At 72.5% G+C, this 16116-nt stretch carries 1 protein-coding gene; it reads left to right on the top strand.

The genetic code is table 11. From position 1 onward, the window contains the following. Positions 1-76: 76 nt before the first annotated feature. The coding region (locus ACH4SI_RS41280) for an SDR family NAD(P)-dependent oxidoreductase (RefSeq protein ID WP_398305956.1) at positions 77-16116 on the top strand (16040 nt) is incomplete at its 3' end.

Below are 16116 nucleotides of genomic sequence, written 5' to 3' on the forward strand. Positions count from 1 at the left end.
TCACGTCGGCGCACTCAGGCATCCGTCCATTGGCTTCAGTCCCAGGCTTCAGTTCGCCGTGACCGTGGAGAACGACATGACTACATCCTCCGAAGAACTCGTCCAAGCCCTGCGGGAGTCCCTCAAGGAGAACGACCGGCTCTGGCAGCGCTACCAGGACCTGGTCACCGCGTCACGCGAGCCGATCGCGATCGTGGGCATGGGCTGCCGCTTTCCCGGCGGTGTAGCTTCACCGGAGGCGCTGTGGGAGCTGGTGGCCTCGGCCGGGGACGGCATGTCACCGTTCCCCGCCGACCGTGGCTGGGACCTCCAGGCGCTCGGCGACATCGCCGAGGTGGGCGGATTCGTGCACGAGGCCCCGCGGTTCGACGCCGAGCTGTTCGGGATCTCCCCGCGCGAGGCCCTCGCCATGGACCCGCAGCAGCGGCTGCTCCTGGAGACGTCGTGGGAAGCGCTGGAGCGCGCCGGGATCAACCCCTTGTCGCTGCGCGGCTCGCGGACCGGCGTGTTCTCCGGCGTGTCCGGCAACGGCTACGGCGGGCAGTTGCACGAGGCCGCCACCGGGACCGAGGGCTATCTGCTGACCGGCAGCATCCCGAGCGTCGCCTCGGGCCGGGTCGCCTACTCGCTCGGCTTCGAGGGCCCCGCCGTCACCGTCGACACCGCCTGCTCGTCGGCGCTGGTGGCGCTGCACTTGGCGTGCCAGGCGCTACGGGCGGGGGAGTGCACGATGGCGCTCGCGGGCGGCGCCACGGTCATGTCCAACCCCGGCATGTTCCTGGAGTTCGCCCGTCAGGGCGGGCTGGCCGGGGACGGCCGGTGCAAGTCCTTCGCGGAGGCGGCGGACGGCACGGGATGGTCCGAGGGCGCCGGCGTACTGGTGCTGGAACGGCTGACCGACGCGCGGCGCCTCGGACACGACGTGCTGGCGGTCGTCCGCGGTAGCGCGGTCAACCAGGACGGCGCGTCGAACGGGCTGAGCGCGCCGAACGGCCCCTCCCAGCAGCGCGTGATCCGGCAGGCCCTGGAGGCCGCGAACGTCTCGGCGGCCGAGGTGGACACCGTCGAGGCGCACGGCACAGGAACCCGGCTCGGCGACCCCATCGAGGCGCAGGCCCTCATGGCCACCTACGGGCAGCAGCGTGACGGCGATCCGCTGTGGCTCGGCTCGGTGAAGTCCAACATCGGTCACACGCAGTGCGCGGCGGGTGTGGCCGGCGTGATCAAGATGGTGCTGGCCCTGCGTGAACAGCGGCTGCCTCAGACGCTGCACGCCGACGAGCCGTCGTCCCATGTGGACTGGACCGCCGGTGCGGTCCGGCTGCTGGCCGAGCCTCGCACCTGGCCGCGGGCCGACCGTACGCGCCGCGCGGGTGTTTCGGCGTTCGGTATCAGCGGGACGAATGCGCACGTCATCGTCGAAGAAGCCCCGGCCGCCGAACCGGCCGTGGCGAAGGAGCGGCCGTCGGCCGACCTGCCGGTGGTGCCGTGGGTGCTGTCGGGGCGGGGCGAGCGGGCGGTGCGGGCGCAGGCCGAGCGCCTGGCCGGTTTCCTCGGCACGGCGGAAGGGGTGGCTGACTGCTCGGCGGCCGACGTCGGCTACTCGCTGGCGACGTCGCGTGCGGTGCTCGATCACCGTGCTGTGGTGTTGGGCGGGGATCTGGAGGATTTGCGGTCGGGGGTCGCCGAGCTGGCCGACGGTGGCACTTCCGTGGTGTCCGGTGTGGTGTCGGACGGGCGTACGGGCTGGATGTTCACGGGGCAGGGGAGCCAGCGGCTGGGTATGGGCCGTGAGCTGTACGGCACGTTCCCCGTGTTCAAGAGGACTTTGGATGAGGTCTGCGGCCACCTGGATGCCGAATTGGCGGGCAGGCCGGGGTTTGAGCACCCGTTGCGGGAGGTGTTGTTCGCGGCGGAGGGTTCTGCGGAGGCGGCTCTGCTGGATGGGACCGGGTATGCGCAGACGTCGCTGTTCGCGGTGCAGGTCGCGTTGGTGGAGTTGCTGCGGTCGTGGGGTGTGGTGCCGGATGTGGTGCTGGGCCATTCGGTGGGTGAGTTCGTCGCGGCGTATGTGGCGGGTGTGTTCGAGCTGGGGGATGCCGCGCGGTTGGTGGCGGGTCGTGCGCGGTTGATGCAGGCGCTGCCTTCGGGTGGTGCGATGGCGGCGATCGAGGGCACCGAGGCCGAGATCGCCGACATCCTCGGCGGGTTTGCCGAGGGGGAGCGGGCCACGGTCGCGGCGGTGAACGGGCCGGTGTCGGTGGTCGTCTCCGGTGACGAGGATGCGGTCGAGCGGGTGATGGCGGTGGCGCGGGAGCGGGGCCGCCGGGTGTCGCGGCTGCGCGTCAGCCACGCCTTTCACTCGCCGTTGATGGAGCCGATGCTGGCGGAGTTCGCCGAGATCGCGGCGGGTGTCGCCTACCGGCAGCCGGTGCTCGCCGCCGTCAGTACGGTCACCGGTGGGCCGGTCGGTGAAGAGGACTGGGCCACTGCTGACTACTGGGTGGATCAGGTCCGTCGGCCGGTCCGTTTCCACGATGCTCTTGAGGCCGCCACCGGTACACAGGGTGTCAGCCGACTGCTGGAGGTCGGCCCCGACCCGGTGCTGACCGCGCTGGCGCAGGCTGTGACGGAGGCCGCCGCCGCGTCGGCGCTGCGGAAGGGCCGCGCGGAGGTCGAGTCCGTACTCTCTGCGGCGGCGGAGATGTTCGTACGCGGCGCGAAGATCGACTGGGCCGCGGTGTTCGCCGGGACCGGCGCCCGGCGGGTGGAGCTGCCGACGTACGCGTTCCAGCACCAGCGGTTCTGGCTGCGGCCCTCCCGCTCCGTGACCGACGCGAGCGGCCTCGGCCTGGGGACGGTCGGGCACCCGCTGCTGGGGGCCGCGCTGCGGCTGGCCGGGTCGGACACGGTGCTGCTGACGTCGCGGCTGTCCGCGCAGTCGCATCCGTGGCTGACCGATCACGTGGTGGCCGGATCCGTCGTGGTGCCGGGCACGGTGTTCGTGGAACTCGCCGTGCAGGCGGGGGACCAGGTCGGCTGCGACCAGGTGGAGGACCTGACCCTGCGGGCCCCGCTGATCCTGCCGCACGACGGCACGGTCCAGATCCAGATCAGCATCGAACCGGCCGAAGACGACCGGCGGCGCACGGTCCGGGTCTACTCACGCCCACAGGACGCCGCCGCCGAACAACCGTGGACCCTGCACGCCACCGGGACCCTCACCACCGCGCGGCCCGCCGCCGACTGGGACCTGCGCGCCTGGCCCCCCGAGGGCGCGGAGCCGGTGCCGGCCGATGGACTCGACGGCCTCTACGACCATCTGTCCGACGCGGGACTGGCCTACGGGCCTGGTTTCCGTGGCGTGAAGGAGGTATGGCGGCGGGGGGAGGACCTCTTCGTGGAGGCAGTCCTGCCCGAGCAGATCGCGGGGGACGTCACCGGGTTCGGTCTGCACCCGGCCCTTCTGGACACCGTCCTCCACGCCCTCGGGCTACGTGAGCCGTCGGCCGAGGGGGCAGCGTCCCTGCCGTTCCTGTGGTCCGGCGTCTCGTTGTTCGCCGTGGGCGCCACTGCCGTCCGGGCGCGCCTCTCACCGCGCGGCGAGCCGGGCTCGAGCGAGATCGCCCTGCGGGTGGCGGACGCGGCGGGCGATCCGGTCGCCGAGGTGGGCTCCCTGGTGCTGCGACCCGTATCGGCCGCCGGCCTCGTCGCGGGCGCCGACGGGGGCTCGCCGATCTCGGACAGCCTGTTCCGGCTGGACTGGACCCCCGCCCCCACCGAGCGTCGTGACACCGGCGAACCGGGGGACTGGGCCGTGCTCGGCGATCCGCACGCGTGGCAGGACGCCGGAGTGCCGGTGACCGGCTACGCCGACCTCACCGCGCTGACCGCCGCCCTCGACGAGGGCGGCAGCGTCCCGGACACCGTGCTTCTGCCGCTCCCGCACGACCCGCGCGGCACCGACACCGCGGTCGCCGCAGCGGTCTCCGGTGTGCTGGAGCTCGTGCGTGAGTGGCTGGCCGAACGGCGGCTGGCGGAAACCCGGCTGGTGGTGGTGACCTCCGGGGCGGTAGGGGCAGAGGCGCACGACCTGGCCGGTGCGGGCGTCTGGGGCCTGCTGCGCTCGGCGATGAGCGAACACCCGGGCCGGTTCGTCCTGGCCGATGTCGACGGCGAACCGACCTCGTACGCCACCCTGGCGACGGCCCTGGCCGACGGCGGGGAAAGCCAGTTCGCCGTGCGGCGGGGCGAGGTGTGGCTGCCTCGGATGGCGCGCACGACCGGCGCCTCCGAAGACGGCGCTCCAGGTGTGTGGCAGAGCCACGGAACGGTGCTGGTCACCGGCGGAACCGGTGGCCTGGGCGCGGTCGTGGCCCGGCACCTGGTGAGCACGCACGGCGTACGGAACCTGCTGCTGCTCTCGCGCCGCGGCCCGGACGCCCCCGGTGCTCACGAACTCCAGCGGGAGCTGACCGGCCTGGGCGCCGACGTCACCATCACCGCCTGCGACGTGGCCGACCGCCGGGCACTGGCCGAGGCGATGGGCGGCATACCCGACGACGCGCCCCTGACCGGAGTCGTGCACACCGCCGGTGTCCTCGACGACGGCATGATCACCGACCTGACCCCGGAGCGGGTCGCGCGGGTGCTCGCGGCGAAGGCCGAATCGGCTCTCCACCTGCACGAGCTGACAGCGGACAACCGCGACCTGACCGCCTTCGTCCTGTTCTCTTCCATCGCGGGAGTGTTCGGGAACTCGGGCCAGGCCGCATACGCCGCCGCCAACACCGTGCTGGACACCCTCGCCCTGTCCCGGCGATCGCGGGGGCTGCCCGGCGTGTCCCTGGCGTGGGGCATGTGGGAACACGCCGACGGCATGGGCGGCCGCCTCGACGAGGCGAACATCGCCCGCCTGCGCGGCCAGGGCTTCCCGCCGCTGTCCACCCAGGACGCGCTGGCACTGTTCGACCTGGCGCTGCGGACCGGCGAACCCCTGGCGCTGCCGGTCGCCCTGCGGACCGCGGCGCTCGCCGCGCGGCGCGACAGCCTGCCCACCCCGCTGCACGGTCTCCTTCCCGCGGCCCACCGGCGCCGGACCGCGGACCAGGGCACCGACGAGAATGGGCTGGCCCGCCGCCTGTCGGGTCTGTCCGGGGCCGAGCGGGACCGGGTGCTGCTCCACGTGGTGCAATCCGAGGTGGCGGCGGTACTGGGGCACGCGTCGGCAGGTGCGGTCGACCCGGGGCGGGCGTTCAAGGATCTCGGGTTCGATTCGCTGACCGCGGTGGACCTGCGGAACCGGCTCAACAACGCGACCGCGCTCACCCTGCCCGCCACCCTGGTCTTCGACCACCCCAGCCCCACCGCGCTCGCCGCGTACCTGCGCGAACGGCTGCTGGGGGAGACGCCGGCCGGCCAGGACATCGAACCGAGGCCGTCCGGGGTGATGGCCGACGACGAGCCGATCGCGATCGTGGGGATGGGCTGCCGCTACCCGGGCGGGGTGACCTCCCCCGAAGGGCTGTGGGAGCTGGTCGACTCCGCCGGGGACGGGATCACGGGCTTCCCGACCGACCGCGGCTGGGATGTCGACTCGCTCTTCGACCCCGACGCCGACCGCGCGGGCACGTCGTACGTACGCGAGGGCGGCTTCCTGCACGACGCGGCCGAGTTCGACGCGGAGCTGTTCGGGATCAGTCCGCGTGAGGCGCTGGCCATGGATCCGCAGCAGCGGTTGCTTCTGGAGACGTCCTGGGAGGCGCTGGAGCGGGCCGGCATCAACCCCCTGTCGCTGCGGGGATCGTCCACAGGCGTGTTCGCGGGGCTGATGTACCACGATTACGCCTCGCGCCTCCAGACCGTGCCCGAGGACGTGGAAGGCTTCGTCGCCAACGGGAACGCGGGCAGCGTCTTCTCCGGACGTGTCGCGTACGTCTTCGGGTTCGAGGGGCCCGCGGTGACGGTGGACACCGCGTGTTCGTCGTCGCTCGTGTCCCTGCACTGGGCCTGCCAGGCCCTGCGGGCGGGGGAGTGCGACACGGCCCTGGCCGGTGGCGTCACGGTCATGGCGACGCCCTCGACGTTCGTCGAGTTCTCACGCCAGCGGGGTCTGGCCTCGGACGGCCGGTGCAAGTCCTTCGCGGACGACGCGGACGGCACAGGGTGGGCCGAGGGTGCAGGGGTGCTGGTGCTGGAGCGCCTCTCGGACGCGCGGCGGCGTGGGCACGACGTGCTGGCGGTGGTGCGCGGCAGCGCCGTCAACCAGGACGGTGCGTCGAATGGCCTGACGGCGCCGAACGGTCCGTCGCAGCAGCGGGTGATCCGTCAGGCGCTGTCGTCGGCGCGGCTTTCCGCCGCCGAGGTCGATGTGGTCGAAGCACATGGCACGGGGACCCGGCTGGGCGACCCGATCGAGGCGCAGGGGCTGCTGGCGACGTACGGTCAGGCGCGCACCGAGGACGAGCCGTTGTGGCTGGGCTCGGTGAAGTCGAACATCGGGCACACCCAGGCCGCCGCGGGGGTCGCCGGCGTCATCAAGATGGTGATGGCGCTGCGTGCCGAGCGGCTGCCGCGGACGCTGCACGTGAACGAGCCCTCGACCCAGGTGGACTGGGCCGCCGGGGCGGTCCGGCTGCTGAGGGAGGCCCGCAGGTGGCCGATGGGGGAGCGTCCCCGGCGCGCGGGCATCTCCTCCTTCGGGATCAGCGGCACCAACGCGCACATCATCGTCGAGGAAGCGCCGGCGGCTGAACCGGCCACGGCTGAGGAGCGGCCCACGGCCGAGCTGCCGGTGGTCCCCTGGGTGCTCTCGGCCCGCAGCGCCCAGGCGCTCCGGGCGCAGGCCGGACGCCTGGCCGAACTCCCCGACGAACGCCACCACTCCGGTGCGGACCTGGGGCTGTCGCTCGTGACGACACGTGCGCTGCTGGACCACCGCGCGGTGGTGTTGGGCGGTGACCCGGGTACGTTGCGTGCGGGCGTGGCCGCGCTGGCCGAGGGCGACGCCTCGGTGGTGTCCGGTGTGGTGCGTGAGGGCCGTACGGGCTGGATGTTCACCGGGCAGGGCAGCCAGCGGCTCGGCATGGGCCGAGAGCTGTATGAGCAATTCCCGCGGTTCGCGATGGCGTTGGACGAGGTCTGCGGACACCTGGAGGCCGCACTGGCGGGCGAGCCAGGCTTCGGTACCCCCGTGAGGGACGTGCTGTTCGCCGCCGAGGGCTCGGACGAGGCAGCACTCCTCGACCGGACCGGGTACGCGCAGACGGCGCTGTTCGCGGTGCAGGTGGCGTTGGTGGAGTTGCTGCGGTCGTGGGGCATGGTGCCGGATGTGGTGCTGGGCCACTCGGTGGGGGAGTTCGCCGCCGCGTACGCCGCCGGTGTCTTCGATCTGGCCGATGCCACCAGGCTGGTGGCGGGCCGGGCCCGGTTGATGCAGCGGCTGCCGGAAGGTGGCGCGATGGCTGCCATCGAGGGCAGCGAGGAGGAGGTCCTCGGCATCCTGCGAGGGCTTCCCGGGGATGGGCGGATCACGATCGCGGCGGTGAACGGGCCGAACGCGGTGGTGGTTTCCGGCGACCAGGAGGCCGTCGAGCGGGCGATGACCGTTGCCCGGGAACAGCACCGCCGGGTGTCCCGGCTGCGGGTGAGTCACGCGTTCCACTCGCCGCTGATGGAACCGGCCTTGGTGGAGTTCGCCGATATCGCGGCCGGCGTGACCTACCGGCAGCCGAACCTGCCGGCCCTCAGCACCGTCTCCGGCGAGCCGGAGACCGCGGAGGACTGGGCGACCCCGGAGTACTGGGTGCGTCAGATCCGCGAACCGGTGCGTTTTCACGACGCCCTTGTGGCCGCGACGGGCGTGCAGGGCGTGTCCCGGCTGCTGGAGATCGGTCCCGACCCGGTGCTGACCGCGCTCGCGCAGTCGGAGGCGGAGGACGTCACCGCGGCGTCGGTGCTCCGTAAGGGACGGCCCGAGGCTGAGTCGGTGCTGGGCGCGGTGGCCGAGGTGTTCGTGCGCGGCACGGAAGTCGACTGGACCGCCGTGTTCGCCGGGAGTGGCGCCCGCACGACCGCGCTGCCGACCTACGCGTTCCAGCGGCAGCGGTATTGGCTCGCGGCTTCCCGGCCGGTGGCCGACGCCCGTGGCCTGGGTCTGGGCGCGGCCGAGCACCCCCTGCTGGGCGCGACCGTGACGCTGGCCGGTTCGGACACCGTGCTGCTGACCTCACGCCTTTCCGTCCAGTCGCATCCGTGGCTGGCCGATCACGCCGTGGCGGGCTCGGTGCTGGTACCGGGCACGGTGTTCGTGGAGCTGGCCGTACAGGCGGCAGACCGGGTCCACTGCGACCGCGTGGAGGAGCTGACCCTGCAAGCGCCACTGGTGCTGCCGGAACAGCGCGCCGTTCACCTGCAGCTCAGCGTCGAAACGGCGGACGGCGCCGCGGACGAGCGGCGCGCCCTCAAGGTGTACGCCCGCCCGGAGGGCGCCGCGGCCGAGGAGCCGTGGACTCTGCACGCCACCGGGACCCTGACGTCGGGAACGGGCGTGGCCGCCGACTGGGACCTGGCCGTGTGGCCGCCCTCCGGTGCGGAGCACGTCCCGGCGGACGGCCTGTACGAGCGGCTGGCGGACGAGGGCCTCGTCTACGGCCCGGCCTTCCGTGGCTTGCGGAAGGTTTGGCGGCAGGGCGACGACTTCTACGTGGAGGCGGCGTTGCCCGAGCCGCTGTCCGGTGAGGCGGCCGGTTTCGGCCTGCACCCGGCGCTGCTGGACTCGGTGCTGCACGCGCTGGGACTTCGGGAGTCGGCCGACGAGGGTGCGTCCCTGCCGTTCCTGTGGTCGGGGGTGTCGCTGTCGGCGATCGGTGCCGCCGCGGTGCGGGTACGAATCTCCGTACGGAAGTCCGGCGAGATCGCCTTGCGGGTCGCCGATGGCCAGGGCGCGCCGGTGGCCGAGGTGGAGTCGCTGGTGCTGCGGCCGGTCTCGGCGGGGGAGCTGGCAGCGGCGAACTCCCCTGCCAGGGACAGCCTCTTCAGCCTCGACTGGATCCAGGCCCCCACCACTGCCACCACCGGACTCGAGCAGCGGGGCGCCTGGACGGTGCTCGGTGACACCCGGCTGGGCGCCGGTGTCCCGAGGGCCACCGCACACGCCGACCTGGACGCACTGATCGCCGCGCTCGATGCCGGCGCGCCCGTCCCGGACACCGTCGTGCTCCCCTTCGACGCCACGGGCGCCGCGCTCGGCGACGCGGTGGCCGGTGTGCTGGCAGTGATCCGCACGTGGCTGGCTCAGGAGCACTTCGCCGGATCGCGGCTGGTGGTACTGACCTCCGGCGCCGTGGACGTGAGGCCCGAGGACAGCACTCCTGGGACACTCGATCTCGCCGGTGCCGGCGTGTGGGGACTGGTGCGGTCGGCGATGAGCGAGCACCCGGGCCGGTTCGCGCTCGCCGACGTCGACGGCGCGCAGGAGTCGTACGAGGTCCTCGCCGCCGCTCTCTCGGGGCCGAACTCCGGCCAGGTCGCCGTACGGGAAGGCCGCGCCTGGCTGCCGCGTATGGCGCGGATGAACGCGGACGGGGTACTGGTGCCTCCGGCGGGTGCGGATTCGGCCTGGCGGATGGACATCGTGGCCAAGGGCCGGTTGGACGGCGTCGCCCTGGTGCCCGAGGACCCGGCTCCGCTGGGCCCGGGGCAGGTTCGGGTGGCCGTCCGGGCGTCGGGCGTCAATTTCCGTGATGTGCTCAATGTGCTGGACATGTATCCGGGCGACGCCGGGCTGCTGGGCCACGAGGGCGCGGGTGTGGTCCTTGAGGTCGGTCCGGGGGTGTCGGACTGGGCTGTCGGCGACCGGGTGATGGGTCTGCTGAACGGCGGGTTCGGTCCCACGGCCGTCGCCGACGGGCGGATGCTGGCGCGGATCCCGGCCGGCTGGTCGTACCCGCAGGCGGCGTCCGTGCCGATCGTCTACCTGACCGCGTATTACGCGCTGGTCGATCTGGCAGGGCTGGAAGCGGGCGAGTCGGTGTTGATCCATGCCGCGGCCGGTGGTGTGGGCATGGCCGCGGTGCAACTCGCCCAGCATCTGCGGGCGGAGGTGTTCGCGACCGCCAGTCAGGCCAAGTGGCAGACCGTCCGTCATCTGGGTGTGTCCGCCGAGCGCATCGCCTCCTCCCGTACGACGGAGTTCGAGGAGGTCTTCTCCCGGGCCACGGACGGAGCCGGGCTGGACGTGGTGCTGGACTGCCTGGCCGGGGAGTTCGTGGACGCGTCGCTGCGGTTGACGCGGGCCGGTGGCCGGTTCGTCGAGATGGGCAAGACCGACATCCGGAACGCGGACGAGGTGGCCGAGGCCCATCCGGGCGTGTCGTACACGTCGTTCGACGTGATGGACGCCGGGCCGGAGCGGATCGGCGAGATGCTGGCGGAGCTGCTGGCACTGTTCGAGAGCGGCGCGCTGCGGCCACTCCCGGTCACGACGTGGGACATCGCCCGGGCCCCGGAGGCGCTGCGATTCCTCGGCCAGGCGAAGCACGTCGGCAAGGTCGTGCTGACCGTACCCGCGCCCTGGCGCGAGGACGGCACCGTGCTGATCACCGGAGGCACCGGCGGCCTGGGCGCGCTGGTGGCCCGCCACCTGGTCACCCGACACGGCGTACGGAACCTGGCGCTGCTCTCCCGGCGCGGCCCCGAGGCCCCCGGCGCGCGCGAACTCGAACGAGAGCTGGTCGACCTCGGCGCGCGCGTCACGATCAGCGCGTGCGATGTCAGCGACCGTACGGCCCTGGCAGGCGTCCTCGACGCGATCCCCGACGAGGCTCCGCTGACGGGCGTGGTGCACACCGCCGGCGTGCTCGACGACGGGATCATCGCCGATCTCACCCCCGAGCGGTTGGCCCGTGTCCTGGCGGCGAAGGCCGATTCCGCCATGCATCTCCACGAACTCACCGTGGAACGCGACCTGGACTCCTTCGTCCTGTTCTCCTCGATCGCCGGTGTGGTGGGCAACGCGGGCCAGGCGCCCTATGCGGCGGCCAACTCCGTGCTCGACGCACTCGCGGTGTCCCGGCGCGCCCAGGGGCTGCCCGCCGTATCACTGGCCTGGGGCATGTGGGCCCACACCGAAGGCATGGGCGGCACGCTCAGCGAGTCCGACCTGCTCCGGATGGCGCGCCAGGGCTTCCCCGCCCTGGAGACCGACCACGGGCTCTCCCTGCTGGACATCGCCCTTCAGATCAACGAGCCGCTGGCGCTGCCGATCGCCCTGCGCACCTCCGCGCTGACCTCGGACCGCACGGCCCTGCCCGACGTTCTGCACAGCCTCGCCCCGACGGTGCGGCAGCGCCCGGACGCCGGGCAGGCCACCATCGCGAGCCGGGGCGAACTCGGCGGCCGACTGGGAGGGTTGCCGGTCGCCGAGCAGAACCGGCTGCTGCTGGAGCTGGTACAGACCGAGGTCGCAGGTGTGTTGGGCCATGCGTCGGGGGCGGCCATCGACCCGGCCCGGGCATTCAAGGATCTCGGTTTCGACTCGCTGACCGCGGTGGACCTGCGCAACCGGATGCATGCCGCCACCGGCCTCCGCCTGCCCGCGACACTCATCTTCGACCACCCGACTCCGTCCGCCCTCGCCGGATATCTGCGCGAGGAGGCGCTCGGCGCGGCCATCGAGCCGGCCGGAACACCGGCCGTCCCCGCCCCGGTGGGTGCGGCGGACGAGCAGATCGCGATCGTGGGCATGGGCTGCCGCTTCCCGGGCGGCGTCACCTCGCCGGAATCCCTGTGGGACCTGGTGGCTTCCGCCGGAGACGGCATCACCCCGTTTCCCGCGGACCGCGGCTGGGACGCGCGGGCGCTGCACGACATCGCGGCCGTTGGCGGGTTCGTACAGGACGCCGGGGATTTCGACGCCGAGCTGTTCGGGATATCGCCGCGTGAGGCCCTGGCGATGGATCCGCAGCAGCGGCTGCTGCTGGAGACCGCCTGGGAGGCGCTGGAGCGGGCCGGAATCGACCCGCAGTCACTGCGTGGCTCGGCCACCGGGGTGTTCGCGGGCGTGTCCGCCAACGGGTACGGCGGCCACCTGCACGAGGCGGGCGCGGAAAGCGAGGGCTACCTGCTGACCGGAGCCACGCCGAGCGTGGCGTCGGGCCGGCTGTCCTACGCCCTCGGCCTTGAGGGCCCCGCGGTGTCGGTGGACACCGCCTGCTCGTCCGCGCTGGTGGCGCTGCACCTGGCGTGCCAGGCGCTGCGCGCGGGAGAGTGCACCACGGCGCTCGCCGGTGGGGCGACGATCATGGCGAACCCCGGCATGTTCCTGGAGTTCTCGCGGCAGGGCGGGCTGGCCGGGGACGGCCGGTGCAAGTCCTTCGCGGAGGCCGCGGACGGTACGGGGTGGGCCGAGGGTGCCGGCGTACTGGTGCTGGAGCGGCTGTCCGACGCGCGGCGCCTGGGGCATCCGGTGCTGGCGGTGGTGCGCGGCAGCGCGGTCAATCAGGACGGTGCGTCGAATGGTCTGACGGCGCCGAACGGTCCGTCGCAGCAGCGGGTGATCCGGCAGGCGCTCGCCGCCGCGCGGATATCGCCGTCCGAAGTGGACGCGGTCGAGGCGCACGGTACGGGCACCCGGCTCGGCGACCCGATCGAGGCGCAGGCCCTGATGGCCACGTACGGCCAGGACCGCGACGGAGCCGAGCCGTTGTGGCTGGGCTCGGTCAAGTCGAACATCGGCCACCCACAGGCCGCGGCGGGCGTCGCCGGTCTGATCAAGATGGTGATGGCGCTCCGGGAGCGGCGGCTGCCGCAGACGCTCCACGCCGATGCGCCCTCGTCCCACGTGGACTGGACGGCCGGTGCGGTCGAGCTGCTGTCCGAGGCCCGGGAATGGCCCCGGACCGAACACCCGCGCCGGGCGGGTGTCTCATCGTTCGGCATCAGCGGGACGAACGCACACGTCATCCTCGAAGAAGCCCCGGCTGCCGAACCCGCCATGGCCGAGGAGCGGCCGACGGCCGAGCTGCCGGTGGTGCCGTGGGTGCTGTCCGGCCGCAACGCCCAGGCGGTGCGGGCACAGGCCGGACGCCTGGCGGCCTACCTCGACGGGCGGGACGTCGCGCCCGTCGACGTCGGGCTGTCCCTGGCCACCACACGCGCCGCGCTGGAGCACCGTGCGGTGGTGCTGGGCGCCGAGGGCGCCACACTGCGCGGAAGCCTCATCGACCTGGACGGCGATTCGGTGGTGTCGGGTGCCGTGGGCGAGGGGCGTACGGCGTGGATGTTCACCGGGCAGGGGAGCCAGCGGATCGGGACGGGCCGTGAGCTGTACGAGCAGTTCCCGGTGTTCGCGCGGGCCCTGGACGAGGCGTGTGGACATCTGGACGCGGAGCTTGCGGGCGGGCCGGGCTTCGGTGTTCCGGTGCGGGAGGTGCTGTTCGCGGCGGAGGGTTCGGCGGAGGCGGCCCTGCTGGAGGAGACCGGGTACGCGCAGACGTCGTTGTTCGCGGTGCAGATTGCGCTGGTCGAGCTGTTGCGTTCCTGGGGCGTGCGTCCGGATGCGGTGTTCGGCCATTCCATCGGTGAGTTCGCCGCCGCGTACACGGCGGGTGTGTTCGAGTTGGCCGACGCTGCCCGGTTGGTGGCGGGCCGTGGCCGGTTGATGCAGGCGCTGCCCACGGGTGGCGCGATGGCGGCCATTGAGGGCACTGAGCCCGAGGTCGCCGACATCCTCGGAGGGCTTCCTGAGGGAGAGGGGGCCACGGTCGCGGCGGTCAATGGCCCCACGTCGGTGGTGGTGTCCGGTGACGAGGATGCGGTCGAGCGGGTGATGGCGGTGGCGCGGGAGCGGGGCCGGCGGGTGTCGCGGCTGCGGGTGAGTCACGCGTTCCACTCGCCGTTGATGGAGCCGATGCTGGCGGAGTTCGCCGAGATCGCCGCGAGCGTCACCTACCAGCAGCCGGTGCTCACAGCGGTCAGTACCGTCACAGGCCGGCCGCTCGCCGATGGTGACTGGACGACCCCCGCCTACTGGGTGGACCAGGTGCGCGAGCCGGTCCGCTTCCATGACGCCCTTCGGACCGCCACCGGCGAACAGGGCGCAACTCGGCTGATGGAGATCGGACCGGACCCGGTGCTGACCAGCCTCGCACCGGCGGCCACCGACGCTGCCGCCGCGGCCGTGCTGCGAAAGGGACGGGCCGAGGCCGAGACCCTGCTGACCGCTGTGGCGGACCTGTTCGTGCGTGGGGCGGACGTGGACTGGGCCGCTGTGTTCGCCGGGACCGGTGCGCGGCGAGTGGATCTGCCGACGTACGCCTTCCAGCGGCAGCGGTACTGGCTGCAGCCCGCCCGCTCGGCGACGGACCTCGATGACGTGGGTCTGGGCGCTGCGGGGCACCCGTTGTTGGGTGCGGCGGTGTCGGTGGCCGGTTCGGATGCCGTGTTGCTGACGTCACGGCTCTCGGTGCGGTCGCATCCGTGGCTGGCTGATCACGTGGTTGCCGGTTCGGTCCTGGTGCCGGGCACTGCGTTCGTTGAGCTTGCGGTGCAGGCGGGTGATCGGGTCGGGTGTGCCTGGGTCGAGGAGTTGACCTTGCAGGCGCCGTTGGTTCTTCCGGAGGACGGTGCTGTTCAGGTGCAGCTCGGCATCGATGGTGCCGAGGATGGCCGTCGTACGCTGCGGGTTTACTCGCGCCCGGAGGGGGCGGATGCGGAGCAGCCGTGGGCTTTGCATGCCACGGGTGTTCTCGTTGCTGGTGTTCCTGCTGGTGGGTGGGATTTGCGGGTGTGGCCGCCGGTGGGTGCGGAGGCGGTTGCGGTGGATGGGTTGTATGAGCGGTTGTCGGGTGCGGGATTGGCGTATGGTCCGGCGTTCCGTGGTCTGCGGGAGGTGTGGAAGCAGGGCGAGGACCTGTTCGTGGAGGCTGCGCTTCCGGAGGAGGTCGCGGAGGACGGGGCCGGGTTCGGTTTGCACCCGGCGCTGTTGGACACAGTGCTGCACGCCCTGGAGCTCCAGGAACCGGCGGCCGAGGGCGCGATGCTGCCGTTCATGTGGACCGGTGTGTCGCTGTCCGCGGTGGGTGCCTCCGCTGTGCGGGTCCGGCTCACCCTGCGTGGCAGCGGCGAGATCGGGTTGCGGGTTGCCGACGCCGTGGGCGAACCCGTGGCCGAGGTCGAGTCCCTGGTGCTACGCCCCGTGTCGACCGCGGACCTGGCGGCGGTGAACTCCCCGACGGCGGAGAGTCTGTTCCGGATGGAGTGGGTTCCTGCGCCGGCGGCCCAGTCCGAGGAGTCTGTGGAGTCTGCCGGTTGGGCGGTGCTCGGTGATGTCGAGTCCGGCGGGTGGCGCGACGCGGGTGTTCCGGTGACCGGTTATGCCGATCTGGCCGCGCTGACCGCCGCGCTGGATGACGGTACCGCCGTCCCGGACACCGTTGTGCTTCCGCTCCGCTCCACGGACACCGAGGTCACCGACGCGGTGGCCGGTGTGCTGGCCGTGATCCGTGAATGGCTGGCCGAGCGGCGCTTCGCGGAGTCGCGGTTGGTGGTGTTGACGTCGGGCGCGGTGGAGGTGGCCTCGGCCGAGGACGGTGCTCGCGATGTGCTGGATCTCGCGGGTGCTGGGGTGTGGGGTCTGGTGCGTTCGGCGATCAGTGAGCATCCGGGGCGGTTCGTGCTGGCTGATGTCGATGGTGAGGAGGCTTCCTACCGGGCGCTTGCCGGGGCTCTGGACGAGGGTCAGTTTGCGGTGCGCGGGGGTGCGGTGTGGTTGCCCCGGCTGGTGCGGATGGCTTCGGGAGGTGTGCTGGTGCCGCCGCCCGGCGCGGATTCGCCGTGGCGGATGGAGGTGGCGGCGCAGGGGCGGCTTGATGGTGTGGCTTTGGTGCCGGAGGAGTCGCGGCCGTTGCAGCCGGGTCAGGTGCGGGTTGGTGTGCGTGCGGCGGGGGTCAACTTCCGCGATGTGCTGAATGTGCTGGGCATGTATCCGGGTGATGCCGGCCGGATGGGTCTCGAGGGCGCGGGGGTTGTGCTGGAGGTCGGTCCTGGTGTGGCGGACTTCGCTGTGGGTGACCGGGTGATGGGTCTGCTGGATGGGGCGTTTGGTCCGTCGGCGGT

Origin of the sequence: Streptomyces sp. NPDC021212 (assembly GCF_044332925.1) — a bacterium.
Taxonomy (GTDB): Bacteria; Actinomycetota; Actinomycetes; order Streptomycetales; family Streptomycetaceae; genus Streptomyces.